We start from the raw sequence: 25,234 nt of genomic DNA, 5'->3' as shown, positions 1-25,234 counted from the left end.
GGTGCGCTTACTCGCCTTTATGGCCTAGGCTCATCAAGTAGAGCGCGGCGGCCAGCGCCAGCACTGAAAGCGCTAAGTAGATGGCTTCCAGGGGCGTGGCAAAACGGATATCCACCACGGCGCGGAAAAACTCAATGATCACCGCTAGAATCACCACCCGGGCGATTTTATCTTTCAGTTGGTCTAATGAAGCGACGTTAAACGGGTGGCGCAGATTACTCGCTTCGGCTTGGTCAATACGGGAGACAAACAGTCGGTAAACGCCTAAGCCGAAAATCAGCAATACGATGGCAATCAGATAGATGTCCACCGCAATGATGATATCGGGCACCAGGCTGTCGTGAATGTCCTGGGTGCCACCCAATAGGTAGTAACCCATCACGTCGGCGACTACCTTGAAAATATCCACGGTACCGACGATAAACAGCATCAATGAACCCAATAAGCTGGGCACGACCGCCAGCATGACCAAAAAGCGCGAATTCCACAGCGCCGTTTCAATGCGTCGCTCCCAGCGATTCTGGCTCTCGGGGGGGTTAGGCGGCGGCGTTGAAACCGGATCAGTCATGGCATACTCCTGTTGTTATATAAAAGTTGTTATATAACGCTGCTATATCAGACTCATCGTGATCAATACGCAGGTGGCGACGAACAGCACGAACCCCAGCAGTAGCACGATACCATCACGGGCAACCAAGCCTAACCCCAGCAGGGTAAGCGCAAGCCCCGCCCCATTGGCCGAAAAGGGGATAAACTCCATCGGCGGCATGGCCAAGGCAATCAATAAGCACATCAAGGCAGTTACCCGGATACCGATGTAGCCCGTCAGCCAAGGTAACCGCACCCGCAATAGTCCATCTATCCAGCGGGCAGGCTTTTTCATCAGCTGAATGCCTTTATCAAACTTTTGACGGGAGAGAGAGCGTTTTAGCAACCAACGGGGCAGCCAAAACGCCTCACTTCCCGCTAGTAACTGTACGGAAACCAGCAATACCAATGCGGCCATTAAGGTCGGCATGCCGGGTATATCGCCAATGATCGGGGTGAGCGTAATCAGCCCGGCAACTAACAGCAGCGGCCCAAACGAGCGCCGCCCAACGGCGTGAACAACATCGTCAACGCTGACCCGCGAAGCATCCTGCTCCATACGCTCAATCGAGCTGATTAGATCCATTAAATTCGAGTCTTCGTTGCGGTTATGCATCGGGTTTATTGCGCTCCTCTACGTGCAGTTTGGTACGGATAAAATCGCTATGGCTAACATACAGTAAATCCGCCAAGCGACGAATACGGTGCTCTTCAAGCGGGTCAACGCTGCCATCGGCCCAGGCCAGCTGCCACATTTGCGCGACCAGCTCACAGCGCTGGTCGTAGTTATAGTGCTCTTTGATCAGGCTAACAAACTGGTAATGATCGACGGCCTCATCCACTTCTGCTTGTGCCAACGCCATCAGCTCTTCCACATCGCTTGCGCTTAGCCGGTAGCGCTCGGTAAGCATAAGGCGCAGCGCGGCAAGCTCTTCATTGGTGGTGTCGTAATCGGCGCGGACGATTTCACACAGCAGTGCTGCGGTGGCCAGTTCCAGGGTAAGCGTTTGATTTTCGCGCTGCTCGGGTTGCGCCAGCGAGCGCTGGAAGAAATCACTAATGGCGTTCAGCATAGGGGGCTCCTAGGTAGCTACAGCGTCGTCCTTACCTCAATCCTTCTTGGTAAGCTGCTCTCTTAACTGCTTGGGCACTTGCTTGATAATCAGGCGATCCTGAGTGGCATCGTACTCGATGCTTGAGCCCAGCAGGTGCGAATCAAAGCTAATCGAAACGCCACCCGCTCGGCCGGTAAAGCGGCGGAACTGGCTCAAGGTGCGCTTATCGGGAGGGATCTCCGGCGAGAGCCCGTAATCGGCGTTGCGAATATGGTCGTAAAAGGCTTTCGGCTGCTGTTCGTCCACCAGCCCAGAAAGCTCTTCCAAGGTCATTGGCTCGCCACGGCGAAGCTGTTCATTGGCGTAGTCCACCAGCGTGTCGGTTTTTTCTCGGCTCACCTCGTCGTCGTAATCCTCTTTCTCGACGTAGTCGCTAAACGCTTTTAGCAGCGTGCGGGTTTCGGCCGGGGCATCGACGCCCTCTTCCATACCCAGCAATGCGACCAAACCCTCAGCGAGTTTTTTACCGCCGCGATCTTTGAGGAACGAGACATACTGGGCATTCGGTGCCTCGCTCTGCCATTGGGTAAGATTGATACGCGCCGCCAGGGTAAGCTGGCTGGTGTTGAGCTGGGCAGCAGGCACCGCGTGGTGGTCATCATTAATGCCAATCCCTTCGCGCTGGTGCACCAATGCCATCAGCAGCGTTTCAGTATCACCTTGGCGCTGGTGGCTGAACACTAAGTAACCACTTACTGACAACTGCTCCTGAAGCTGCTTGGCGAGCCGTTCAGCCAGTGCAACAGAAAGCTCAGCAAAGCTTTTATCGCCAGCAAAATAGTCGCGCAGCCACATGGCAAGCGGCCCTGCCTGTTCGCCCTCTTCGACAAAGCGCCCCCAGCCTTTGGGCTTGGTGTTGTAGGTGTCATTGAGCGCACCCACCAGGCTCGCCATCACCGAATCGTCACTGGGCGCTGCCTGCTCTGATTGAGGCGCAGCGGTTAGGGTTAGGCGCTCACCGTCAAGCGTCGGATCGAGGCGGTGCACAATACTTTGCAGTAGTGGCATAAAGGTCTACTAGCTTCCAGGGTTTAAAAAAAGAGTCAGGGTTTGAGGCGGTAACCGGTACGGAAAATCCAGCCAATGGCGACCAGGCAGGCCGCGAGAAAGAGGGCAATCATGCCCACACTCGCGGCAAGGCTTACATCGCTGATACCGTAAAAGCTCCAGCGAAAGCCGCTCACCAGATACACCACGGGGTTTGCCAGGGTAATGGTTTGCCAAAACGGCGGCAGCATATCAATGGAGTAGAAGCTGCCGCCCAAAAAGGTCAGCGGGGTGATCACTAACAGCGGCACCAGCTGCAGTCGGTCAAAGCCATCGGCCCAAATGCCGATGATAAAACCCAGCAGGCTAAAGGTGACAGCCGTCAGCACCAGAAAGAACAACATCCAAAACGGGTGGGCGATTTCCAACGGTACAAACAAGCCCGAGGTCGCCAAAATAATCGCCCCCAGCAGAATCGATTTCGAGGCCGCCGCCCCCACGTAGCCAATGACAATCTCTAAATGCGAGATAGGCGCCGAAAGCAGCTCGTAAATACTCCCGGAAAACTTGGGAAAAAAGATGCCGAAAGAGGCGTTTGAGACGCTTTGGGTCAACAGCATCAACATAATCAGACCCGGTACAATAAAAGCGCCGTAACTAACGCCGTTGACCTCGCTGATGCGTGAGCCGATCGCGGCACCAAACACCACAAAATAGAGTGATGTGGAGATCACCGGCGAGACGATGCTTTGCAGCAACGTGCGGCGCGTGCGGGCCATTTCCGCCATGTAGATAGCGCGAACAGGGTGAAGGTTCATGCACGCTCCTTTGGGTTAACCAGGTCGACAAAAATATCTTCAAGCGAACTCTGCCGGGTATTCAGGTCTTTAAAGGTGATACCTTCCCGCTCTAAGACAGTTAACAGTTCTGAAATCGCGTGGCCGTCTTCCTCCTGGCTGCCGTCGTAGGTATAAATCAACTCATACCCCTCCGCCGCAAGACTAAGCTCAAAGCGCTGCAGTGTGGCGGGCATCTCGGTTAACGGGCTGTGCAGATTAAGCGTCAGCTGTTTACTGCCCAGCTTACTCATCAGGGCGGCTTTCTCTTCCACCAGCACCAGCTCACCACGATTGATAACGCCGATGCGATCAGCCATCTCTTCGGCTTCTTCGATGTAGTGGGTGGTCAAGATAATGGTGACACCGTTATCGCGCAGCTGACGCACTACCTCCCACATCTCGCGGCGCAGTTCTACATCAACCCCAGCGGTGGGCTCATCAAGAAACAGAATGCGCGGTTCGTGGGAGAGCGCTTTGGCGATCAGCACGCGCCGCTTCATACCGCCCGAGAGCGTCATTAAGCGATTGTTGCGCTTATCCCAAAGCGTTAACGACTTGAGCACTTTTTCGATATGCGCTGGGTTAGGGGCTTTGCCAAACAAGCCACGGCTGAAACTAACGGTATTCCAGACAGTTTCAAACGCTTCATTGGTTAGCTCTTGAGGCACTAAACCAATAAGCTCCCGGGCCTGGCGGTAGTGGGTAATATTGTCGAAACCATCTACCAGCACATGGCCAGCGGTGGGATTGACCAAACCGCATACCACACTAATGAGCGTGGTTTTGCCCGCCCCGTTGGGGCCAAGCAGAGCAAATATCTCGCCGCGCTGAATCGTTAAATCAACATGGGTTAACGCCTGAAAGCCACCTTCGTAGGTTTTATTCAGGCCGTTAATGGTAATAATCGGGTCGTTCAAGGCGTACTCCTCACGCCGCGGTCTAACAACCGCGACGCTTGACGGCCTTCTTAGGCAGAATTAAGAGCGTTTTGTTAGGAAAAGTTAAGAGCGTTCGGTAACTTCCAGTAGATGGTAACCAAACTGGGTTTTCACCGGGCCGTGTACCTGACCTACTTCGTCGTTGAAGACAACCTTATCGAACTCGGGCACCATCTGGCCGGGGCCAAAACTACCGAGATCGCCACCTTGACGACTAGAGGGGCAGCTGGAGTGCTCTTTAGCGACTTCGGCAAAGTCGCGGCCATTTTGAATCTCTTCTTTGAGTGCTAGGCACTGCTCTTCACTGCTGACCAGAATGTGGCGGGCGCTGGCGCGTGTCATAGGTTACTCCTAACTAATGATGTTCTGAGGGGTCATTCGGGGCGATAGTTTACCACGGCTTACCCAGGGCTCCGCTATAACGCAACGCTTCGCCCACACGGGCCAAGGTACGTTCGTGAGCGCTTACCGCCTCTGGCCCGCGAGTACAGGTGACAATCACCCAGGGCCCTTGTGTTGCAGTATCCGCGTTAGTGCGCTGGGCTATACCGGCATCGCAGCTGCGCCGCTGCTGAGTGCCGGTTTTGTGGGCGAAGCTTATGCCGCTCCCCATACCTGCCTTAAGGCGCTGTTTGCCGGAACGGGTTCGCTGCATAAGCGCCAGCAACGTTTGCCGCTGCTCGTCATTTAAATCATCCATGGCACTTCCTTGTTGAACAGGGTGCAGGCTGGCGAGCAGGTCGCCAAAGGCGCTTAGGGTGCCCACGTTTTCACCACTGGCTTCGTAAGCATCAAACGCATGGTCGTAATCAGGCTGGGTGAAGGACGCCGTACTAACGTCTAGAACGCGGGCTAACGCCTGCCCACGCTGGCTCACCGAGTGCTGACGCAGGGCGATAAAGTCCATTCCGCCAAGCTCTCGCGCATCAGGGTGGAGTTCACCGTAAACGCCTTGGCGTACGCCGACCAGTTTAGATATAGGGCCTATCTCATCGGGGTTACCGCCGCTTGCGGCGATCATCGCACGGGCGCGTGCGTTAACTGCCGCCAGCCCCACACGGTCAATCAGCATATCGGTGGCGGTGTTATCGCTGACGGTAAGCATCTGCTCCATCAAGTAACGGATAGAGATAGGCGTGCCGGGGTCGTGCCAATTAGTGGGGCCCGCGCCATCGACAAAGTCACTACGCGCAAGCGTTAACCGATCATCCAACGTCAGCGTACCCATCTGGCGCTCTGCAAGCACCTGCGCTGCCACCGGTATTTTAATCAGCGAGGCTAAATACCAAGAGTCATCGGCGCGCCATGAAAACGCTTCACCACTGGCGAGGTTTTGTACATAAACACCCAGCCGTCCCTCAAAGATGTCTTCGATAGCCTTCAAGCGCGCGATTAAATCGCCCTGCCAGGCGCTCTTTTTATCGACTTCATAGTACCAATGAGCATCGTACCAATTTGTATCGTACTCATCTGCATGAGCAGGGAGCGCTATAATCAGCGCTACTGCCACCAGCCCACGTTGTATCCAGTGTCGCAATTCGTCACTCCAGCAGTTATTGATCGTTTTTAACGGTATTTAGCCATCCAACGGGGCAACCAAATCCACGCTGCAGCGCCAAGTATCAACAGGCCGCCCACGCCAAGCGCCTGTGGATAGGTGTACATTCCCTCGCCTTCCCACAAAAAGCGCAGCACTAAGAAAATCATCACAATGTGGAAAATAAACGCTTTAAGGGCATTTGAACCGACCATCGTCAGCGGCAAAAGTGCCTTGGCGGCTTTGGCGCCACCGGCTAAAGCGAGGGCTAACAGCACCAGCGCACCGCCCAGGCTAAACAGCATAAACTCAAGGCCTGGGGGGTGTTTGCCGACATTGTTGGCCACCGCCAGCATTGCCGCTTGTACATCGCCACTAATAAACGCCAGCGCATAAAAACTCGCCACCATTAGCGCTCCCAGGCTTAACAGAGTGAGCACTAAGCGGTGCCGTTTGGCGGAGTCGAAGTAGCAGCGCAGCAACGCTTCGCCGATGAGTAGGCCCACCAAAATCAACGGCGCGCGACTGATCTGCCCCCAGGTGTAATGGTCTTCATGATCCACCAGCAGCGCCTTCAGAATATCGTTGCCACCAAACGTAAGGCTTTGCAGCCAAATAGTGAGTGCGGTTAATGCACCAATGGTGGCGAGTCGACTCCAGAGCGGCGCCCGCGCCCAGAGCGGCAGAATCAGCGGCACCCAAAGCAGCGCGATGGCGTAGAAGCCTAAGATTTCGACCCAAATGGCAAATCGGCCATAGAGCAACGCATCGACGATCTCGCTGGGCGAGTAGAACGGCAGCATCTCAATGACAAGGAGCGCTTTGTACCAGAACCACACTTCTACAGCGCGCAGCCATAGCTTTAACCGGCGCTTAGGCCAGTCATCGCTTTGAGTGTGGGAAAGAAACGCCACCGCCAGGGCAATACCAAACACCACAATAAACAGCGAAGAGGAGAATTTAGTCAGCAAATGAACCGGCACCATCCCCCAATCAGGTACATTGCGAATGCCGACTAACCCACTGACTGAGTGGCTAATAATCATCAAGCCGATGGCGATACCACGAGCCAGGTCAATCGCCGCTATACGGCCCTCGGCCTTGGGCAGTTGGGGCTTGTCTGTCCATTTTAGGGGCGACCAGTTCAGGGGCATCGAGACATCCTTGTGGGTAGCGTTCTCAAATTGTTAAGCGCGCCGATGCTTAACACCTTAGCGCGAAATTATATCGTGCGCTTTGGTTGATACTGTTAACGGCCACACACAAAGATGCCCCGCAGTTGGCGGGGCATCTGTCGACTCATCCTTGAGCCCGAGAAAAGTTATTCCTTAAAGATTGCAATTACCAGCCGGAATCATCCTCCTCTTCATCGGTGGCGGGTACTTCTTGCTCCTCTTCCTCTTCTTCGTAAGTGAATTCTTGCTCTTCCTCTTCATACTCAGTGCCTACATCCGAACCTTTATCTTGCTCAGTGTCGTAGCTGTTGTAGGTACCTTGATCATCCTGCGTCGTTTCTTCTTGCGGGGTCGGTTCTTCGTACTCGTCACTGCTGTCCACTTGAGCAAACGCAAGTGGGCTGGCCATCAGGCCAAATGATACACCTAGGATGCCAAGTTTCTTGAGAGATTCCGTCTTCATCATGATACTGCTCCTATCAAACGTTGCTACTTAAACATCTGTGCGAGCATCGCACTGGGTTTAATGAGTAAGAGCGTCAGATCGTCCTACCTGTTCCACTCTTACCTACTGCATTGCAGTGCACGTGCCAGCCTGTGCCAATAGTTAACAAAAAGCATTGTTAAACAATTGCTTATATGTTTTAAACACACACCAACCCTTTGATTTTATTAATAAAAACTAGCCTTATACTGTTTAAAATAGACACATGATCCCCGGTTAATCATGCAATCGGGGCAACAAAGTGAAAGTGACTTACTCGTAAGCCATCTCTTCGAGCTCTTTCCCCCGTGTCTCTTTGACGAAGTAGATAACGAAAAAGACCGAGGCAACGGCACTGATCGCATAGAAGCCGTAAGCCCCGAACAGCCCGATAGAGGCCAGTATGATAGGAAACGTCATGGTGATACCGAAGTTGGCCAGCCACTGGAAAAGGCCTGCAATCGCCAGCCCCGAGCCGCGCATTTGATTGGGGAACATTTCACCCAGCATGACCCACATCACCGGCCCCCAAGAGGCGTTAAAAAACAGCACATAAAGGTTGGCGCACAGCAGCGCAAATACGCCCATGTCACTCGATAACTGTAAGCTGCCATCCACCATCGCCGCCGTAGAAAACGCATAGGAAAGGCACGCCAGTGTCCCCGCCATGCCAACCGAACCACCCCAAAGCAGCGGCTTGCGACCAATTTTGTCGATCAGCGCAATGGCGAGCAGGCAGGCACCAATACTCACGGCGCCAGAGATCACATTGATGAGTAGCGCATCGCCTTCGGAGAAACCCACTGACTGCCATAGCACTGCGCCATAGTAGAAAACGACGTTAATGCCCACCAACTGCTGGAAAACCGCCAAGCCAATACCCACCCAGACGATGCCATGTATCTTGCCCGTGGAACGGTTGATTACATCTTTCAACCGTGGCTTGTGATCTTGATCCAGGGTGGTATTAATTTCATCAATTTTGCTGCTGACATCACGCTCAGGCATTACTAACCCAAGCACACGGCGGGCTTCGCCCTGCTTACCGGTGCTGATCAGGTAGCGCGGGCTTTCAGGAATAAACAGCAATGCCACCAGGAAAACAGAAGCCGGTATCAATTCAATCCAGAACATCCAGCGCCAGGTTGCGAAGCCAAACCATAGCTCTGACATGGCCGAGCCCGCCACATAGGCCAAGACGTAATTACTCAGAAAGGCCATAAACAGGCCAGAGATAATCGCCACCTGCTGAATGGTTGCTAGTCGCCCACGGTAAGCAGACGGCGCTACTTCACTGATATAAGCCGGGGTCATCACGCTGGCGGCGCCTACGGCAAGCCCACCGAGGATGCGATACAACACAAACTCCATAGAACTACCGGCAACGCCTGAGCCCCAGGCACTAATCAGGAAGAACACCGCCGCCACGATCAGTAGCGTGCGACGGCCAAAGCGATCCGCCAGACGACCAGCAAAAAAAGCACCGATCGCGCAGCCCAGCAGCATCGACGCCACATTGAAACCAGTGCCTGCGCTATCGGAGTTAAAAGAGGCCTGTAGGCCATCCACCGTGCCATTGATCACGCCACTGTCGAAACCAAACAGGAAACCGCCGATGGCGGCAATACAACAGATCACCAAGATATACGATGAGCGGCTTAGCGTTCTTTGTGTTGTCATTGTCTAGCTCCTTGGCTTTGTTATTGAGCGTTTTTGTGCCTATTGATGGCTGGAAAATTGGTAGTAGCTAATGGTGTAGCGTGCTCTCGCGACTGGTTGAGCGTTGGTGAACCGCGTCGTCAGGCAGCCGCTGTCCGCCGGCATCGAACGCGTGAAGCTGGGTCTGTTGCGGAGTAATGAACAGCGTGTCGCCATTACTCAGTTCGACATCGCCGGAGAGACGCACGGTGAGCGGGCCGGCCTGCTCGCTGTCCACATAGGCAAAGGCGTCAGCGCCGAGCTTCTCGATGAACCGCACACGCCCTTTCCACTCACCCTGATCACGGCTTACCTCTAGATGCTCGGGCCGTATGCCTAGCGTGGTGGCACCGTAAGCCGCCGCTAGGGAACCTTCGATCAAATTCATTTTCGGTGAGCCAATAAAACCCGCCACAAACAGCGTTTCGGGGCGTTGATAAAGCGCCATGGGCTTGCCCATTTGCTCAATCTGCCCGGCGTTCATTACCACGATGCAGTCGGCCAGGGTCATCGCCTCGACCTGATCGTGGGTGACATACATCATGGTGGTATCGAGCCGTTGATGCAGTTCGGCCAACTCGACCCGCATGCGGTTGCGTAACGAAGCGTCCAGATTAGAGAGCGGCTCGTCGAACAGAAATACGCCGGGGCTGCGCACAATGGCACGGCCAATGGCCACCCGCTGGCGCTGCCCCCCAGAGAGCTCAGCAGGTTTACGCTCGAGCAGATCCTCAAGATTGAGCAAGCGCGCGGCCTCGGCCACTTTGGCTTCCCGTTCTTTGCTGGGCACTTTTGCCAGCCGCATGCCGAAGTCGATATTGCGAGCAACCGTCATGTGCGGGTAAAGCGCGTAGGACTGGAAAACCATGGCAATGTCCCGGTCACTCGGTTCGGCGGTGGTAACGTCTTCCCCGCCGATAGTGATCGTGCCCTGAGTCACGGTCTCCAGGCCCGCAATCATGCGCAGCAAAGTGGATTTTCCGCAGCCAGAAGGCCCAACCAGCACAGTGAAAGAGCCATCTTCGATATGCAGATTTAAATCAGGGATTACCGTGGTTTTGCCATGAAACGTCTTTTCGATGTCGCGTAGTGTTACTTCAGCCATGAGCTTATCTCGTCTCTGAAAGAGGGGCGCGGCGATAGCAAAACGCCTGGAAATCGGCGGGGGTGCCGCGTCCACTAATATCGTGGGCGGCCATGCCTAGAAAATTGCCGGTGAAATAGCCGTGGGCACGACCACTGCCTTCGTCGGAAAGCAGGCCAGCATCTAACGCAGGACCAATCGATTGCCAGGGCTGATCTCCCTGGGCATAGCGAAAGCGCAGCTCCCGGGCGTGGATATCCAGCCCAAGCCGAATCGTGGCATCAGGTTCAATGCGGATGCCTTGTTCGGCGATACTCAAGTTGCCGTTCGGCCAATCATCCAGGCAACTGATAATGCTGAGCACCTTGTCGCCTGCACCGTTCAAGGTCACCGCTAAATAATGGAACTTGAAGCGGTTGTAGTAGGCGATAAGCCCGGCAAACTGCTGAATATCCTCGGGTTCAAAGGTGAGTGTCGTTTCGGCACTGCAGTGGATGCTGTCCTGACGGCGCGCCACTAGCGCCTGCTCAAACCAGGAACCTACCGATTCACGGCCAAAAAGACGTAAGTAGCCAGGCCGTTCAGTGAGCGAAAACAGCCGTTCCGGGTAGGGGGTACGCAGCCACTGAAACACATCGGGCAGCGTTGCTGGTTTGAAATCGTAATGCTCCGTATGAGCAGGTGGCTTCTGCATCACCCCACTCATCGCCACCTCTAACGCGGGTGCACTGTCCTCATCAGCGAGCCGTAGCCAGCCATCTTCACCCCACTCCACGCGCTGAATAGCGGTCTCGCGCCCCATCGGCGATAGCCGGGTGCCTGTCAGAGGTCTACTGCATAAATGCACCAGATAAGTGTCACCTTCAGGGGAGTCGACCAAATCTGCATGGCCAGCCCGCTGTAGCGGGTTTTCAGGATCATGTTGACTCGTCAGAAGTGGATTGTTGGGATGTACCTCGTAAGGGCCTGTCAGTGTTTTTGAACGCGCCATGGTCACCGCATGCTGGTAGCCGGTGCCGCCCTCGGCCACCAAGAGGTGGTACCAACCATCGCGCCGGTAGAGATGCGAACCTTCTGTGAGCTTCAGTTCGGTACCGGCGAAAATATTGGTGATGTCGCCCACCAAGCGGCGTTGCTCAGGATCGTACTGTTGCAGCACTATTCCGCCGAAACGATCCCGCCCTTCGTGCTGGCGATAATCCCACTGCAGGTTGATCAACCACTTTCGACCATCGGTATCGTGAAACAGAGAAGGGTCAAAGCCACTTGAATTCAGGTAGACCGGATCGCTCCAGGGCCCCTCGATACGCGGCGCTGTCACCACGTAATTATGTCCATCCTTGAAGTTCCCCTCATAACGCTTCATGTCGGTATAGACCAGCCAGAACAGCCCGTCGGCGTAGCTTAAGCAGGGCGCCCAGATGCCGCATGAGTCTGGATTACCGCGCATATCTAGTTGGCTGGCACGGTTCAAGGGCCTCGTCACCAGCGCCCAGTTAGCCAAATCGCGGGAGTGATGAATCTGAACGCCTGGGTACCACTCAAAGGTCGATGTGGCCAAGTAATAGTCGTCGCCTACCCGACAAATAGAGGGGTCAGGATTAAACCCGGCCAGAATCGGGTTATGAATAACATCGTTCATTATGGATTCTCCTTTATCCCTTAACCGAGCCGCCGGTCAGGCCAGCCACGATGTACTTCTGGGCGGCGAGAAAGAAAATAACCGCCGGTATGATGGTCAAGGTCACGAAGGCTAAAATCATGTTCCACTGGGTCAGGTACTCCCCTTGGAACTGCATCATGCCCAGCGGCCAGGTGTAGATAGAGCGGTCGTTGAGCACCACTAACGGCAGTAGAAAGTTGTTCCAGCTCTGCACAAAGACAAACACGCCCACCGTGGCCAGAATGGGGGTCGAGAGGGGCAGCGTGAACGACCAGAAGAAGCGTAAATAGCTACAACCATCGACGTAGGCCGCTTCAAAAAGCTCTTTGGGCAGTTGGTCGAAGAAAGCCTTAAAGAGCAGGATGGCTAACGACAAACCAAAAGCCGTCTGGGGCAGGATCACCGCCCAGTAGGTATCCAGCAGGCCCAAATCCCGCACCTTGATAAACAGCGGCAGAATGGCCGCCGCAAAGGGAAACATCAGGCCGAGCAGCAGATAGGAGAGGATCATCTTGGCGCCGAAGAAGCGGATCTGCGAAAACACATAAGCCGCTGCGGCCCCCACCACCAGGGTTAAAAACACCGTCATTAACGAGATGAAAAAAGAGTTACCCAAATAGCGCCAGAAATTGCCGTCCAGCAGGATGCCGATGTAATTGCCGGCATCCCAACTATCAGGCAGCCACAGCGGATTGGTACGCAGCTCTGAATTCCCCTTGAAGCCACCGAAAAACGCCGCTAACAGGGGGCCGATCACCACGCTGGCTACCACGATCAGAATGATCACGCGCAGGGTGTTACGGGTAGTGATACTTTTCATGCCTTACTCCCCTTGCCGGTGGTGCGTTGGTAGAAGAAAGCAATTCCGATAGCGAGCACAAACAGCACAACCGCAGCGGCGCTACCAAAGCCAATATTGAGCCGTGAGAGACCGAAGCTGTACAGGTAGGTAACGATGGTGTGGGTCGAGTTAGAGGGGCCGCCGTTGGTCATCGGGATGATAATGTCGAAGATCTGTAGCGAACCGATAATGGCAAAGAAACCACTCACCACGATGGCATGCTTAATCAGCGGGATTTGTACAAAAAGCGCCACTTGGCGGGGTTTAGCCCCTTCAAGCTTGGCGGCTTCAACCAGATCCTTGGGCACGCCCTGCAGGGCGGCAATGTAGATCATCATATGGAAGCCAAAGTACTTCCAAACGATCACGGTCATAATCGCCGGAAACGCCCACTGGTGATCGGCCAACACATACACCGACTCCTGGCCCATAGCATGCAACAGCGAACTGGTAATGCCGTAGTCGCCGTCAAAAACAAAGCTCCAAATGAGCCCCGCGGCCACCTCCGCCAAGATGTAGGGCAGGAAAAATACCAGCCTAAACAGGGTGTTGGTGGGCGTTTTACGGTACACCAACAGTGCTAACCCCAGCGCCAGGGGCATCTGAATCAGTAGCGATACCAGTATCAGTTTGGCGGTATTCCATAGCGCGGTATGAAACACCGAGTGATCGAGCAGGCGCTGATAATTTTGCGCGCCGACAAAGTCACTGGGCGCACCGTAGCCATTCCAGGAGAAACCGCTGTAATAGACGGCATCCGCTAGCGGCAGAATGACGAACAGCGAAAAAAGGATTAACGCCGGTGGAAGCAGGATTAATAGCGCGGTGAATTTACCGCTCACCAAGCCTTTCTTCACCCGGTCAGCATTCCCTCTCCGCGGCACGGCGGTTCGGTCAAGCGTGGTCATGGCAAACTCCGAGCCAGAGCGTGGACGAGCACGGGCGGTATCGCGCGTGCTCTTTTAGCGGGCGGATCATCTAAACTGCCAGGCTTCTTCGACCCGGGCAGCGGCCTCTTCGGGCGTCACGACGCCTTGCGCTAAATCTCCGCTGATATCATTAATCGTCGCACCGACAGACGTACCCAGCGCTTGATCCAGAAACACCTGATGAAACTCGGATTCATCAAGAATTTCTGCAACGCGGCGAGCATAGGGCGTTTCAAGGGCTTCCGCTGAGCCCTCGGCAACCGGTACAAAGATGCCTGTTGCGGCAGCTTTACGCTGGTTGTCGGCATTGAGCAGAAAACGCAGGAAGTCGACCGCTTCATCGGGCGCATCACGGGTGACAGCAAAACCGTTCATCCCGCCAAAACTCTGTGCGTTGCCCTCACCACCTTCGACCTCTGGAAAAGGGACAAACAGCAAGTCGTCATCCGGGACACCCTCTCCACTCACTGAGCGCTGCTTGGAAGGAAGATAATCCCAGTCGCCCATCACGTGGAAGGCGGCCTCGCCATCGCCAAACATGCCGCTGGCACGCTCGTAGGAAGTGGCCATAAAGCCGGGTTGAAATGGGTCAAGCTCAACCAGCGACTGCAGCATCTCGCCAGCGCGTACAAAGGGCTCGCCTTCAAAGCCGCCGTTTTCACCACTTTTGGCCGCTTCAATGCCCTCGCCACCGGCTAGGCGGGTGACTAAAGAGCCCCAATAGAAGTGCAGCGGCCAACCATCCTGGCCACCGACCACCAGCGGCGTTATGCCCTCTTCCCGTAGCGCCACCACGGCGTTTTCAAAATCCTCCCAGGTCTTGATCGCTTGCGCATCAACTCCCGCCTTTTCTGTCAGGGCAGTGTTCGCCCAGATACCCACCACCGTGGCGTAGAGCGGCGCGCCATAGACGCGATCATCCAGGGTGAAGGCGCGCACTGCAGATTCTGGGTAGATATCCTGCCAGCCATCGCGCATCGGCTCGCTCAGGTCGCGGACAAACCCCGCGTCCACCTGATCGCGCAACCCCTCACCGCCCCAGGTGTAATAGATATCCGGGCGCTGGCTGGACTGCAGCATGGTGGGCAGGCGCGTTTTGTACGCCTCGTTGGCAAGGTATTCGAATTCGACATTAACGTCGGGGTGCTCCGACTCATAGGCGGCAACCACTTCCTCGTAGTAACGCTTTTCAGCGCTACTGCTCTCAATCCTTAGCACCGTCACCGTGGTATCAGCGGCTGCGGTTACTGACCCCAAAGCAGCAACAGCGGCAACAACCAGCGCTAAGTGACGAGGGCGTGAACAGGGCACGTTGTATTTGTTAGATACGTGCATGAAATTCTCCTAATGTTATTTTAAAGCTTGCTGTTGAATCATCCATCAAGCCCAGCCCGCGTCCACCGCCAACTCCTGAGCGGTGATGGCCTGGCTTTCGGCACTGGCTAAAAACAGCACCGCGGGGGCGACATGCTGGGGTTCAAGGCGCATTTTTAGGCACTGGCGTTGTTGAATGGCGACTTCGTCGCCGGGGCTAATCCACTTTTCGAGCTGCCGCTCGGTCATCACCGAGCCGGGCACCAGTGTATTAACGCGAATATTGTGCTCACCCAACTCCCGGGCCAGGCTGCGGGTCAAACCGTGCACGGCCGCTTTGGCAGTCACATAAGCGGGCAAACCGCCTAACGCCATCTGCACGCTGACCGAGCCAAAATTAATGATCGAGCCACCGCCCGCTTGCATCATCTGTTCAGCCGCTGCCTGGGCAGCAAAGAACATCGGCCGCAGGTTGAGCGACATACGTTCATCCCAATAAGCAACATCCACATCCTGCCAGGCGTGACGATCATCGCTGGCAGCATTGTTGACCAGGGTATGGATTGGCCCGAGATGCTGGCCGGTCTCGGCGATAACCTGCTGTAGGCTGGCCACATCGCGAATGTCGCAGTGGTGGTAGTGCGGTGCCTCGCCGGTCTCGGCGCGGAGCTCTTCGACCAGCGCTTCGCTGGCCTCATCGTTAATATCGACGAACACCACCCGCGCGCCCTGAAGGTGAAAGGCTCGGGTAAGCGAGGCGCCAATGCCGCTGCCGCCGCCGGTAATAAAGACCACACGCTGTTCAAGGCTTGTATAGCGCGCTGAGTGCTGATTCATATTGTTTCCCACCTTTCTCTTTTAGGCGTGCTTTAACCGCGTTTTAAATATCCACCCACTGCCCACCGGCAGCGGACGAGGCCAGCGCGCGGGTAATAAACGTAAGACCATCGACACCGTCGGCGACTCCCGGGGTTTGCAACGCCAGCCCATCGGCGCGCTCACCCCGTTGATGAGCGTGAATTTGCACAGCGAAATCGCGATAGAGCTGGGCAAAGGCTTCGAGATAGCCTTCCGGATGCCCCGGTGGAATGCGTGCAGCCGCCATGGCAGCTTCGCCCAGGCCAGGGCCGTTGCGGGTCAATATCCGTGGCGGCTCTCCCAGTGGCGAATGCACTAGCTGATTGGGCGTTTCCTGGCGCCAGACAAGGCCACCCTTGCTGCCATAAACGCGTAGCTGCAGACCGTTTTCGTTGCCCGGCGCGACTTGGCTAGACCACAGCATGCCCCGCGCGCCGCCCTTGAAGCGCAGCAGCATATGTACGTTGTCATCCAACGCTCGCCCTTCGACAAAGGTGTGCATATCGGCGGCGAGTGACTCCAGTTCCAGGCCGGTCACATAGCGCGCCAGGTGGTAGGCGTGAGTGCCGATATCACCCAAACAACCTGCCGGGCCGCTGCGTTTGGGATCGGTGCGCCACTCAGCTTGCTTGACGCCGCTCTCTTCCAGGCGGGTGGAGAGCCAATCTTGCGGGTACTCCACCTGGACGACGCGAAGATCACCCAGCTCACCGTTGGCCACCATCTCTCGCGCCTGGCGAACCAGCGAGTAGCCGGAATAGTTATGGGTTAAGCCGAAAAACAGCCCCGCCCGTTCCACCAGCTCGGCGAGGGTTTGCGCCTCGTCCAGGGTGATCGTCATCGGCTTGTCGCAGATGACGTGAAAACCCGCTTCTAAAAAGGTGCGCGCTACGTCGAAGTGAACATGGTTGGGGGTCACAATGGCGACCACATCGATGCCATCCGGCCGCTGCTGCTCCGCTTCGGCCATGGTCTGGTAGTCGGGGTAAGCGCGTTCGGCGTCAACGTGCAGCTCCGCGGCGGCGGCCCGGCTGCGATCAGGGTCAGAGGCAAAGGCCCCGGCAACCAGTTCGAAATGGTCATCCAACCGCGCGGCGATGCGGTGCACCCCGCCGATAAACGCTCCTTGGCCACCGCCGACCATGCCCAGGCGCAGCCGACGCGGCGTGTCGTGTTGATTGCTCATGTCGTATTGCCCTCCCCTTTGGTTAATTAAGACCCAAAATGCGGCGATTGGCGGCCTCGTCGGAGCCGCCGTCAGCGAAGTCATCAAACGCCCGCTCGGTGACCTCAATAATGTGGTCGCAAATAAAGGCTGCGCCTTCACGGGCGCCGACTTCCGGATGCTTCAAGCAGCACTCCCACTCCAGCACCGCCCAGCCGTGATAGTCGTTGGCCGCCATCCAGGAAAAGATCGACTTGAAGTCGATTTGGCCATCGCCCAGGGAGCGAAAGCGCCCCGCGCGCTCTGTCCATGACTGATAGCCGGAATAAACGCCCTGCTTGGGGCTGGGGTTAAACTCGGCGTCCTTAACGTGAAACATCTGAATATGGTCGCGATACACGTCCAGAAAGCCGCGGTAGTCGAGCTGCTGCAGGATCAGGTGGCTGGGATCGTAAAGGATGTGGCAGCGGGGGTGGTTACCGACCCGCTCAAGGAACATCTCAAAGGTGATGCCGTCGTGCAGGTCTTCGCCGGGATGAATCTCGTAGCAGAGGTTCACGCCCGCTTCATCAAATGCATCCAGAATCGGCCGCCAGCGATTCGCCAACTCGTCGAACGCCGTCTCGACCAAACCCGCCGGACGCTGGGGCCAGGGATAGATGAACGGCCACGCCAGCGACCCGGAAAAGGTGCCGTGGTCGGTGAGTCCCAGATTTTGCGATGCCTTGGCGGCCAGCTTTAGTTGATCAACCGCCCAGGCCTGGCGCGCCTTGGGATTTCCGCGCACTTCGGGCACCGCGAAGCCGTCGAACATCTCGTCATAAACGGGATGCACGGCGACCAACTGGCCCTGAAGATGGGTGGAGAGTTCGGTGAGCGCCAAGCCGTGTTCGGCCAGTGTGCCTTTGATCTCATCGCAGTAGGTGCGGCTCTCGGCAGCACGTTTGAGATCGATCATGCGTGCATCCCAGCTGGGAATCTGCACGCCCTGATACCCAAGCCCCGCCGCCCAAGCAGCAATGCTGTCGAGGCTATTAAAGGGGGCTTCATCACCGGCGAACTGGGCGAGAAAGAGCGCTGGCCCTTTGATTGTTTTCATAGGACTCTCTCAATATCGTTTGGATTAAGTGCTTGGGTAGGCGCGGGAAGGAGTGGTGCTTTTACCCGCGCCTATTAATCACTACGCAATCAATACGCGGTCAGAACGGCGAATCGGGGAAGTAGTACTGCTCGGCATTCTCCTGGGTAATCAGCGGCGAGCCTAGAATGTACTCACCCAACACCGGGCCATTGGAGACAAAGTGCTGTACGGTCAGGTCCATGGCGGTGGCGATCATGGCAGGTGGGTACAACACGTCCACTGGCACCAGCTCATCACCATCCATCACCCGTTTAATAATGTCCTTCATGCCCGCCCCGCCGACGATAAACAGCTCGTCTTCACGATCCGCTTGGCGCACTGCTTCAATTACCCCTAGCGCGATATCGTCATCCTGGGCCCAGACGGCGTCGATATTGTCGAAGCGCGATAGGTAGTCCTGCATCACTTCAAAGCCATCATCACGGTTCCAGTTGGCATGCTGCATATCGAGGATGTTGACCTCGGAGCCTTCGATCGCTTCCTGGAAGCCCTGCACCCGCTCATCGTCGATCACCGTGGGAATACCGCGCAGCACCACAATGTCGCCCTGATCATCAAGGCGTTCGCGGATGTACTCACCGGAAACGCGGCCTAGTTCATGGTTATTCCCCGCTACATAGAGATCCTGGATCCCCTCTTCCGTCAGGCCTCGATCTACCACGGTGACGAACACCCCAGACTCTTTAACCCGGCGCACCGGATCGGTCAGTGGCCCAGACTCAAACGGCAGCACCACCAGCGCGTCGATGTTGCGCAGCGACACCAAGTCTTCTAGATCATTGGCCTGCTCTCCCGCCGTGCCCGCTGTGGAGATGGTGATCTCAATGTCAGGATAGAGCGCCTCGAGGCGTTTTTTGGCCTCTTCGGCATGGTAGTTAACGCCCCCCGTCCAACCATGGGTGGCGGCGGGAATGGAGACACCGATGGTGTACTCCTGGGCAACCGCGGCGCCGGAGAGCCCTATTGCTGAAGTGAGTGCTGCAGTAGTGACGCAGGCCTTCACTGCTGTCTTGATGGTTCGCATAGTGATGCTCCTTTCGTGTTTGTAATTGTTTTGCTGTTTTTACTTGCTGTTTTTACTTGCTGCGTTGCGAGCTGCTAAGGGTTGATGTTGCGAACGTTTTTCTGGTTTTTACATTCGTTTCAGTGCCTTAAGGCGCTGCTTTTCTCCACGAGGCACGCTGCAGGTAGACCGCCACAATGATGATGATCCCCTGCACCGTCCCGTTGAGATAGTTAGAAATGGCATCGGTCAAGTTGAGAATATTGCCAATCATGGTGAGCATGATGGCGCCCACCACCGTGCCCCAGATACGCCCATGCCCGCCCTTGAGCATGGTGCCGCCGATGATCACCGCGGCAATCGCCTCCAGCTCCCAGAGTACCCCGGTGGCACCCGATGCAGAGCCCAGCCGGGGCACATAGATAATTGTCGCCAAGGCCACGCACACACCCTGCAGCATGTAGGTCATGGTTTTGATGCGATCGACGTGAATAGCGCTGTATTCGGCCACTTTTTCATTGGAGCCGATGGCAAAGCAGTAGCGCCCGAAGCGGGTGTAGTTGAGCAGGATGTAGCCAACAATGGCGACAAATAGAAACACCCAGACCGGAATGGTGATGCCCAGGAAGCTGCCGTAATACATCGGCCGATAGATATCACGCACTGCCCAGTCCAGGGTGAGGGTGCCGCCATCGGCGAGGTACGTGACCAGTGAGCGGTAAATCCCCATGGTGCCGAGGGTGACAATAAACGCCTCAATTTTGCCTTTGGTAGTCACCATGCCGTTGATAAAGCCAGCGCACAGCCCCAGCAGCAGCGAGGCACCCACGCCGAACAGCACGGTGGTCAGCCCGGCGCCAAACTGCTCGACGAGGCTGTTCATCAAAATAATCATCACCCCGGCAATAAAGGCCGCCATCGCCCCTACCGAAAGATCCAACCCGCCGGCGGTAATCACGAAGGTGGCGCCGATGGCAATAATGCCGATAAAGGCACTGCGGGTGAGCATGTTCGAGAGATTATCCAGCCCCAAAAAAGCCGGATTAATCAGCACGCCCAGTAGCGCCAGAACCACCAGTGCTACAAAGGGCCCCCAGGTTTTCAGGTCTATGGCGAAGCCTTTTTGCTTGATCATTTGGTTAGCTGCTTTATTAGTCGTTTTGTTATTAGCCATGACGCTGCTCATCGACCTCTGCTCCCTTAATGCCGGATGCGTACTGCATGATTTCGTGTTCGTTTATTTGCTCGCCTTCAAGCACCCCGGTAAGTACCCCGGCGCACATTACCGCCACCCGGTGGGAAAGGCCGATCAGCTCGCCCATTTCTGAAGAGATCAATATCACCGAGCAGCCCGCCTCGGTTAATTCATGGATAAAGTGATAGATCTGGTGCTTGGTTCCTACATCGATGCCCCGGGTCGGTTCGTTGATAATCACGACTTCAGGGGCAATGGACATCACCTTGGCGAGCAGCAGCTTCTGCTGGTTACCGCCGGAGAGTTCGGCAGCGGTGCGCGCTGCCGTCCGCAGGCGGATATCAAAGCGCTGGATGGCCTGCTGGAAGGCTTGCTCCTCGCGGCGGCGGTCGATCAAGGGGTGACAGTGAGCGCGCAAATTGAGCAGCGTAACGTTGGAACGCAAATCCATATTGAGCACCAGGCCTTTGCCTTTTCGATCCTCAGTCAAATAGGCAATCCGCTGATGCACCGCATCACGCAGGTGGCGCAACACCACCGGCTGGCCGTTGCGCAGCACTTGGCCTGCACTTTTGCCGCGTAGGCCCAGCACCGCTTCGATCAGCGCAGTGCGTCCGGCGCCCACGATGCCACCAAACCCCAACACTTCCCCCTGGCGCAGGGTAAAGCTGGCCTGTTTAACGGCCCCGGGCACCACCATATCCCGCGCTTCCAGCACCACCGGCGCATCGGAGGGGAGATGCGTACGCGGTGGGTACATTTCAGTGATCTCACGCCCCACCATCAGCCGTGCCAACTCCTCCTTGCTGCGTCCAGTCATGGAGCCGCTATCGACCAAATGTCCGTCGCGCAATACCGTCACGCGGTCGGCAATCTGCTCAATTTCACGCAGCTTGTGGGAGATATACAGAATCGCCACACCACGTTGGCGCAAACGGTCGATGAGTGCGAATAGCACCGATACTTCGTTTTCCGTCAGTGTGGCGGTGGGCTCGTCCATAATCAGCACGCGCACATCCCGGGTGATCGCCTTGGCGATCTCCACCATCTGCTGATCAGAGGTGCTAAGGTCTTTCACTCGAGCACGTGGATCAACGTCGGTTTCGAGCTCCAACAGTGCCGTCCGGCTGCGTTCCCGCATGGCTCGTCGATCCAGAAACACTCCACGGCGCAGTTCGCGGCCCAAGAAGATGTTCTCCTCTACGCTGAGCTGTTCCGCCAGTGCCAACTCCTGGTGAATCATCACCACGCCGTCGGCCTCTGCCTCACCGCTGGAGCGATAGTGCCGTTGGCTGCCGTCCACCAGGACCTCACCGGAGGTGGGGCGAAGGTAACCGGCCAGGATTTTTACCAGGGTCGATTTACCGGCGCCGTTCTCACCCAGCAAGGCGTGCACTTCGCCCGCCTGCAGGTCGAGATCAACGTCGAATAACACTTGGTTTTCGCCAAACGAGCGGCAGAGTTTGCGCGCTGATAACAGCATGAGGCCACCTGATGAAGTCTGTTGTTATTGTGTTGGGGGCTTATCAACATCGATTGATTTAGGTTGATGCTTGATTTACTTTAGGTGCTAAAATAAATATTTGCATATGCAACTTAGGTCGTATTTTGACAATTGCGCTCACACCCCACGATGAGAGCGCTCAGCAATGTGCAGCACTGCTTTTTTTCAACACGAACTATAACGGCGACCCTATGGCCCTTCCGTCGACTGATACTAGCCGCCTCGACAACACCCTGGCGGTGATACGCACTCTGCGTGACCAAGGATCGGTGGCACGCATCGACCTAGGCGCACTCAATGGCATTAGCTCTGCCACCGTCACCTCGATCAGCGCCGAACTACTCCAGCAGGGGTTGATCACGGAACGGCCACCCGAAACACCCCGCCCCACCGGGCGTGGCCGACCAAAAACCTTGATTGAACTCGACCCTAATGCCGCCTGCGTGGTGTGTATCAAGCTATCGATCAATGAGATCCAGTTGGTGGTGGGCGATTTTTCGGGTCAGGTACGCCAAAGCGAACACCACGCAGTGCCCACCCTGACGCTGAGCGCCGACGACCTGGAAGCGCTGCTGGAAGAGAAGATCAGCACTGTTTGCGCGCAACAGCTAAAGGGATTTCAACGCTTGGCGGGGATCTGTTTGGCAGTGCAGGGGGTAGTCTCGTCGCAAAGCGGTACGATTATCTGGTCCCCCGCTTTAAGCTTTCGTAACGCACCGATATCGACGCGATTAGCGGAGCGTTTTCACTGCAGCGTACTGCTGGAAAACGATGCCAACTGCATCGCCAGCGTTCTAGCGGCACAGCCCGCCTATGCAGACTGCCCCAACTTGGTGGTCATTATGCTGGGCTACGGTATCGGTATGTCGGTATTGATTAACGGCGTGCCCTTTCTAGGTGCCAATGGCTCAGCGGCGGAGTTTGGGCACAGCAAATACCAACCCGATGGCGCCCTGTGCGCCTGCGGGCGACGGGGCTGCATTGAAGCTTACACTAGCGATTATGCGCTCTATCGCGCCGCCGCGGATCATTTAGCGCTTCCCTCCGGCGACAGCGCACACCCCTCAGAGCAGCAGATGCAGGCGCTGACACAGTTAGCATTAAAAGGCGACCCGACAGCCCAGCGTATTTACGCCGAGGCTGGGCGGGCGCTGGGGTTCGGCATTGCCAATGTGCTGGCGCTCTTCAACCCCGATCTAGTGCTGATTACCGGCTCCGGCGTGCGCGGCTTTGACGCCATGCAAGCCGCCATGCACACCGCCATTGACGATGCCCTAGTGGCCGAACTGATGGGCACCACCCGCATCGAACACTGCGCCTGGGATCGCGACATGACCTGCATGGGAGGCATCACCATGGCGCTAAATGCCACCGATGGCGAGACGCTGTTAGATAGCCAGGCTAAGTCTGGATCAGCTACTTGCCTGTAGCCAAAAGGTCGATTAGCATGAAAATGTACAAGGGAGTATTTTATGTCTATTCATCAATTGACACAAAAAGTTAAGGCAGCTGGGCAGAACCGCACTCATGAGCAAAGAATGAAATTGCTTAAAGATGCGCACATCCTTGATTCACAAGGACGTCTTGATAAGCGTTTTTTCAGTCCATCTAAGTCTAAAGGCAACCATACGGCACACGTTAAGACCTAATGTATTCATCAAAACCGACAATTGTTTATGGTTTTCATGGGTTAGATAAAGATATTGCCATCAGTATCCTGAACCAAAAATCTGAATTCAAACACAGTAATAATAAGTATGATTGGCTGGGCAATGGCGTTTACTTTTGGGAAAATAATCTTGAAAGAGCGCATCAGTATGCCCTTCAAGATAGCCAGCGGGCTGCTTCTAATGTTAAAGATCCCTTTGTACTGGGCGCAGTAATTGAGCTCGGCAACTGTCTGGATTTGCTTGACCAAAAATATAATGATTTTCTTAAAGAAGCTTATCAGCAGCTAAAAGACGATTTAGAGGCAGAAGGTACACCACTGCCTGAGAATAGATCGTTTGGAAAAACAGATTTTGATTTTAAAGCCCGTGAGCTTGACTGTGCTGTAATCCGTTATGCATGTGCATTAGCCAAGGAACAGGGTGAACCCTTTGACTCTGTTAGAGCCGCGTTTATCGAAGGCGATCCACTATACGATGGAGCCAAGTTTTTTTCTGAAAACCATATTCAACTTGCCATCATTAATCCAGATTGTATAAAAGGAATATTTCTTCCAAGACAATCTACTCAAGAGATTGAGCTCGCTGAAGGAAAATTAAGCACTAACGTTTAAACCCGTGGATACAGCCTAAACTCTATTCACGCCACTAATATCCAGATATTCCTTGCAAGCACTCAACGACCATAACAACTGTCAGTCGTGATAAACCACGCTGCGGCCTCCGTCGATAGTCAGGCAACTGGCGTTGATAAAGGGGGCCTCATCTGAAGCCAGGAAGACCACCGTCATGGCGACTTCCTCGGGTTGCCCTAACCGCCCTGGTGGCAGCAAGGCTTCGATGCGTGCCTTAGCCGCGACGGGGTCATCGAAGGACTGCCAATGCGCCTCTACCGCCGAGGTGGCAATATAGCCCGGCGCGATGGCATTGACCCGCACGCCCCGCGGTGCGTATTCAATGCCGAGCGATCGGGTTAAGCCAATCAAGCCGTGCTTGGCTACCGAGTAGGGAAAACAACCGGGAATAATCGAGAAGCTGTGGGTGGAGGCGATGTTGATAATGGCACCGTCGCCCTGCGCCAACATGTCCGGCAACACCGCCCGGCTACAGAACCAGGCACCTTCCAGATCGACCGCTAGGCAAAGTTGCCAGGCGTCATCCGGCATGGCGAGTGGATCATGGAAGACATTCATTCCGGCGTTATTAACCAAGGTGGTCAAGGGCCCGTTAATCTCCCGTGCCTTCGCCACGGCGGCGTCCACCATTGCGCGATCAGCAATATCTGCCACCAACGCCTGAGCATTGTGTCCTTCGCTGCGCAGTTGCGCTGCCAGCCTCTCGACGTTATCACCGTCTCTATCCAGCAAGGCGACCGTGGCACCCTCGCGGACGCAGGCCTCGGCAATGGCGCGGCCGATGCCGGTGGCAGCACCGGTTACCAGAATATGCTTGTCGGTCAACCTGGCGGTCATTGCGCGTCCTCTTTTTTAAGCTCTTCGTCACTCTGCG

26 protein-coding genes are annotated in these 25,234 nt (G+C 55.7%); 3 read left to right on the top strand and 23 right to left on the bottom strand.

What is annotated here, in order from left to right:
• Positions 1 to 7: 7 nt before the first annotated feature.
• From HZS52_RS09295 to HZS52_RS09190, 22 genes are all read right to left on the bottom strand, one after another.
• The gene (locus HZS52_RS09295) at positions 8 to 568 is read right to left on the bottom strand and encodes a YqhA family protein (protein ID WP_009287524.1); all 561 of its coding nucleotides are present in this window, start codon (positions 566 to 568) and stop codon (positions 8 to 10) included.
• Positions 569 to 610: 42 nt separating this feature from the next.
• Entirely contained in the window at positions 611 to 1,204 is a 594-nt protein-coding gene (locus HZS52_RS09290; RefSeq protein WP_009287523.1) for an exopolysaccharide biosynthesis protein, read from the bottom strand.
• Positions 1,197 to 1,661, bottom strand: a complete 465-nt coding sequence (locus tag HZS52_RS09285) for a tellurite resistance TerB family protein (protein WP_190374624.1) — start codon at positions 1,659 to 1,661, stop codon at positions 1,197 to 1,199. The genes HZS52_RS09290 and HZS52_RS09285 overlap by 8 nt, the downstream gene beginning before the upstream one ends.
• 36 nt (positions 1,662 to 1,697) lie before the next feature.
• Entirely contained in the window at positions 1,698 to 2,711 is a 1,014-nt protein-coding gene (locus tag HZS52_RS09280; RefSeq protein WP_009287522.1) for a nucleoid-associated protein, read from the bottom strand.
• Between the two features lie 35 nt (positions 2,712 to 2,746).
• The gene (locus HZS52_RS09275) at positions 2,747 to 3,508 is read right to left on the bottom strand and encodes an ABC transporter permease (protein WP_009287521.1); all 762 of its coding nucleotides are present in this window, start codon (positions 3,506 to 3,508) and stop codon (positions 2,747 to 2,749) included.
• A complete protein-coding gene (locus tag HZS52_RS09270) occupies positions 3,505 to 4,446 on the bottom strand; it encodes an ABC transporter ATP-binding protein (protein WP_035580547.1) in 942 nt (313 codons plus the stop codon). Before HZS52_RS09270 ends, HZS52_RS09275 begins: the two co-directional genes overlap by 4 nt.
• Before the next feature lie 84 nt (positions 4,447 to 4,530).
• On the bottom strand, positions 4,531 to 4,809 hold the full coding sequence (locus HZS52_RS09265) for a peptidylprolyl isomerase (protein ID WP_027956943.1): 279 nt from the start codon (positions 4,807 to 4,809) through the stop codon (positions 4,531 to 4,533).
• Positions 4,810 to 4,858: 49 nt separating this feature from the next.
• On the bottom strand, positions 4,859 to 6,004 hold the full coding sequence (locus tag HZS52_RS09260) for a serine hydrolase (RefSeq protein ID WP_190374623.1): 1,146 nt from the start codon (positions 6,002 to 6,004) through the stop codon (positions 4,859 to 4,861).
• Positions 6,005 to 6,033: 29 nt separating this feature from the next.
• Positions 6,034 to 7,158 (bottom strand): heparan-alpha-glucosaminide N-acetyltransferase domain-containing protein, encoded by a 1,125-nt coding sequence (locus HZS52_RS09255; protein WP_190374622.1) that lies wholly within the window; start codon positions 7,156 to 7,158, stop codon positions 6,034 to 6,036.
• A gap of 187 nt (positions 7,159 to 7,345) precedes the next feature.
• Positions 7,346 to 7,645 (bottom strand): hypothetical protein, encoded by a 300-nt coding sequence (locus tag HZS52_RS09250; protein ID WP_414727629.1) that lies wholly within the window; start codon positions 7,643 to 7,645, stop codon positions 7,346 to 7,348.
• Positions 7,646 to 7,936: 291 nt separating this feature from the next.
• Positions 7,937 to 9,343: a sugar porter family MFS transporter gene (locus HZS52_RS09245; protein ID WP_190374621.1), complete on the bottom strand. Its 1,407-nt coding sequence runs from the start codon at positions 9,341 to 9,343 to the stop codon at positions 7,937 to 7,939.
• A gap of 67 nt (positions 9,344 to 9,410) precedes the next feature.
• The gene (locus HZS52_RS09240) at positions 9,411 to 10,466 is read right to left on the bottom strand and encodes an ABC transporter ATP-binding protein (RefSeq protein ID WP_190374620.1); all 1,056 of its coding nucleotides are present in this window, start codon (positions 10,464 to 10,466) and stop codon (positions 9,411 to 9,413) included.
• Between the two features lie 4 nt (positions 10,467 to 10,470).
• Positions 10,471 to 12,087: a glycoside hydrolase family 43 protein gene (locus tag HZS52_RS09235; protein WP_190374619.1), complete on the bottom strand. Its 1,617-nt coding sequence runs from the start codon at positions 12,085 to 12,087 to the stop codon at positions 10,471 to 10,473.
• Between the two features lie 13 nt (positions 12,088 to 12,100).
• Positions 12,101 to 12,928: a carbohydrate ABC transporter permease gene (locus HZS52_RS09230; protein ID WP_008959441.1), complete on the bottom strand. Its 828-nt coding sequence runs from the start codon at positions 12,926 to 12,928 to the stop codon at positions 12,101 to 12,103.
• Positions 12,925 to 13,857: a carbohydrate ABC transporter permease gene (locus HZS52_RS09225; protein WP_022521947.1), complete on the bottom strand. Its 933-nt coding sequence runs from the start codon at positions 13,855 to 13,857 to the stop codon at positions 12,925 to 12,927. Before HZS52_RS09225 ends, HZS52_RS09230 begins: the two co-directional genes overlap by 4 nt.
• A 66-nt stretch (positions 13,858 to 13,923) precedes the next feature.
• Positions 13,924 to 15,213 (bottom strand): ABC transporter substrate-binding protein, encoded by a 1,290-nt coding sequence (locus HZS52_RS09220; protein WP_190374618.1) that lies wholly within the window; start codon positions 15,211 to 15,213, stop codon positions 13,924 to 13,926.
• 45 nt (positions 15,214 to 15,258) lie between these two features.
• The gene (locus tag HZS52_RS09215) at positions 15,259 to 16,029 is read right to left on the bottom strand and encodes an SDR family NAD(P)-dependent oxidoreductase (RefSeq protein ID WP_190374617.1); all 771 of its coding nucleotides are present in this window, start codon (positions 16,027 to 16,029) and stop codon (positions 15,259 to 15,261) included.
• 43 nt (positions 16,030 to 16,072) lie between these two features.
• A complete protein-coding gene (locus tag HZS52_RS09210) occupies positions 16,073 to 17,236 on the bottom strand; it encodes a Gfo/Idh/MocA family protein (RefSeq protein WP_190374616.1) in 1,164 nt (387 codons plus the stop codon).
• A gap of 22 nt (positions 17,237 to 17,258) precedes the next feature.
• Positions 17,259 to 18,314: a sugar phosphate isomerase/epimerase family protein gene (locus HZS52_RS09205; RefSeq protein WP_190374615.1), complete on the bottom strand. Its 1,056-nt coding sequence runs from the start codon at positions 18,312 to 18,314 to the stop codon at positions 17,259 to 17,261.
• Between the two features lie 100 nt (positions 18,315 to 18,414).
• Entirely contained in the window at positions 18,415 to 19,380 is a 966-nt protein-coding gene (locus HZS52_RS09200; protein ID WP_009287515.1) for an ABC transporter substrate-binding protein, read from the bottom strand.
• Positions 19,381 to 19,507: 127 nt separating this feature from the next.
• The gene (locus tag HZS52_RS09195; RefSeq protein ID WP_223828102.1) at positions 19,508 to 20,533 is read right to left on the bottom strand and encodes an ABC transporter permease; all 1,026 of its coding nucleotides are present in this window, start codon (positions 20,531 to 20,533) and stop codon (positions 19,508 to 19,510) included.
• Positions 20,526 to 22,037, bottom strand: coding sequence for a sugar ABC transporter ATP-binding protein (locus tag HZS52_RS09190; RefSeq protein WP_190374614.1), 1,512 nt, complete (start codon positions 22,035 to 22,037; stop codon positions 20,526 to 20,528). Before HZS52_RS09190 ends, HZS52_RS09195 begins: the two co-directional genes overlap by 8 nt.
• Positions 22,038 to 22,249: 212 nt before the next feature.
• Here HZS52_RS09190 and HZS52_RS09185 point away from each other — a divergent pair, with 212 nt between their 5' ends.
• The 3 genes from HZS52_RS09185 to HZS52_RS09175 are packed head-to-tail and all read left to right on the top strand — an operon-like array spanning position 22,250 to position 24,339.
• Positions 22,250 to 23,488, top strand: a complete 1,239-nt coding sequence (locus tag HZS52_RS09185; protein WP_053856972.1) for an ROK family transcriptional regulator — start codon at positions 22,250 to 22,252, stop codon at positions 23,486 to 23,488.
• 42 nt (positions 23,489 to 23,530) lie between these two features.
• Complete coding sequence (locus tag HZS52_RS09180; RefSeq protein WP_022521938.1) at positions 23,531 to 23,707, top strand: hypothetical protein; 177 nt, start codon at positions 23,531 to 23,533, stop codon at positions 23,705 to 23,707.
• On the top strand, positions 23,707 to 24,339 hold the full coding sequence (locus tag HZS52_RS09175) for a hypothetical protein (protein ID WP_022521937.1): 633 nt from the start codon (positions 23,707 to 23,709) through the stop codon (positions 24,337 to 24,339). Before HZS52_RS09180 ends, HZS52_RS09175 begins: the two co-directional genes overlap by 1 nt.
• Positions 24,340 to 24,420: 81 nt before the next feature.
• Here the strand turns inward: HZS52_RS09175 and HZS52_RS09170 are convergent, their stop codons facing one another.
• Positions 24,421 to 25,197, bottom strand: coding sequence for an SDR family oxidoreductase (locus HZS52_RS09170; protein ID WP_159177364.1), 777 nt, complete (start codon positions 25,195 to 25,197; stop codon positions 24,421 to 24,423).
• Positions 25,198 to 25,234: the final 37 nt, after the last annotated feature.

The organism is Vreelandella titanicae, from assembly GCF_014697095.1.
In the GTDB taxonomy this organism is placed as follows: Bacteria; Pseudomonadota; Gammaproteobacteria; order Pseudomonadales; family Halomonadaceae; genus Vreelandella; species Vreelandella titanicae.
This window is presented reverse-complemented; position numbering and strand designations above follow the sequence as displayed.

Coding starts and splice junctions, on each gene's coding strand:
- HZS52_RS09295 (WP_009287524.1), bottom strand. CDS start 568: ATGACTGATCCGGTTTCAACGCCGCCGCCTAACCCCCCCGAGAGCCAG.
- HZS52_RS09290 (WP_009287523.1), bottom strand. CDS start 1,204: ATGCATAACCGCAACGAAGACTCGAATTTAATGGATCTAATCAGCTCG.
- HZS52_RS09285 (WP_190374624.1), bottom strand. CDS start 1,661: ATGCTGAACGCCATTAGTGATTTCTTCCAGCGCTCGCTGGCGCAACCC.
- HZS52_RS09280 (WP_009287522.1), bottom strand. CDS start 2,711: ATGCCACTACTGCAAAGTATTGTGCACCGCCTCGATCCGACGCTTGAC.
- HZS52_RS09275 (WP_009287521.1), bottom strand. CDS start 3,508: ATGAACCTTCACCCTGTTCGCGCTATCTACATGGCGGAAATGGCCCGC.
- HZS52_RS09265 (WP_027956943.1), bottom strand. CDS start 4,809: ATGACACGCGCCAGCGCCCGCCACATTCTGGTCAGCAGTGAAGAGCAG.
- HZS52_RS09255 (WP_190374622.1), bottom strand. CDS start 7,158: ATGCCCCTGAACTGGTCGCCCCTAAAATGGACAGACAAGCCCCAACTG.
- HZS52_RS09250 (WP_414727629.1), bottom strand. CDS start 7,645: ATGATGAAGACGGAATCTCTCAAGAAACTTGGCATCCTAGGTGTATCA.
- HZS52_RS09245 (WP_190374621.1), bottom strand. CDS start 9,343: ATGACAACACAAAGAACGCTAAGCCGCTCATCGTATATCTTGGTGATC.
- HZS52_RS09240 (WP_190374620.1), bottom strand. CDS start 10,466: ATGGCTGAAGTAACACTACGCGACATCGAAAAGACGTTTCATGGCAAA.
- HZS52_RS09235 (WP_190374619.1), bottom strand. CDS start 12,087: ATGAACGATGTTATTCATAACCCGATTCTGGCCGGGTTTAATCCTGAC.
- HZS52_RS09230 (WP_008959441.1), bottom strand. CDS start 12,928: ATGAAAAGTATCACTACCCGTAACACCCTGCGCGTGATCATTCTGATC.
- HZS52_RS09225 (WP_022521947.1), bottom strand. CDS start 13,857: ATGACCACGCTTGACCGAACCGCCGTGCCGCGGAGAGGGAATGCTGAC.
- HZS52_RS09220 (WP_190374618.1), bottom strand. CDS start 15,213: ATGCACGTATCTAACAAATACAACGTGCCCTGTTCACGCCCTCGTCAC.
- HZS52_RS09215 (WP_190374617.1), bottom strand. CDS start 16,029: ATGAATCAGCACTCAGCGCGCTATACAAGCCTTGAACAGCGTGTGGTC.
- HZS52_RS09210 (WP_190374616.1), bottom strand. CDS start 17,236: ATGAGCAATCAACACGACACGCCGCGTCGGCTGCGCCTGGGCATGGTC.
- HZS52_RS09205 (WP_190374615.1), bottom strand. CDS start 18,314: ATGAAAACAATCAAAGGGCCAGCGCTCTTTCTCGCCCAGTTCGCCGGT.
- HZS52_RS09200 (WP_009287515.1), bottom strand. CDS start 19,380: ATGCGAACCATCAAGACAGCAGTGAAGGCCTGCGTCACTACTGCAGCA.
- HZS52_RS09195 (WP_223828102.1), bottom strand. CDS start 20,533: ATGGCTAATAACAAAACGACTAATAAAGCAGCTAACCAAATGATCAAG.
- HZS52_RS09190 (WP_190374614.1), bottom strand. CDS start 22,037: ATGCTGTTATCAGCGCGCAAACTCTGCCGCTCGTTTGGCGAAAACCAA.
- HZS52_RS09185 (WP_053856972.1), top strand. CDS start 22,250: ATGGCCCTTCCGTCGACTGATACTAGCCGCCTCGACAACACCCTGGCG.
- HZS52_RS09180 (WP_022521938.1), top strand. CDS start 23,531: ATGTCTATTCATCAATTGACACAAAAAGTTAAGGCAGCTGGGCAGAAC.
- HZS52_RS09175 (WP_022521937.1), top strand. CDS start 23,707: ATGTATTCATCAAAACCGACAATTGTTTATGGTTTTCATGGGTTAGAT.
- HZS52_RS09170 (WP_159177364.1), bottom strand. CDS start 25,197: ATGACCGCCAGGTTGACCGACAAGCATATTCTGGTAACCGGTGCTGCC.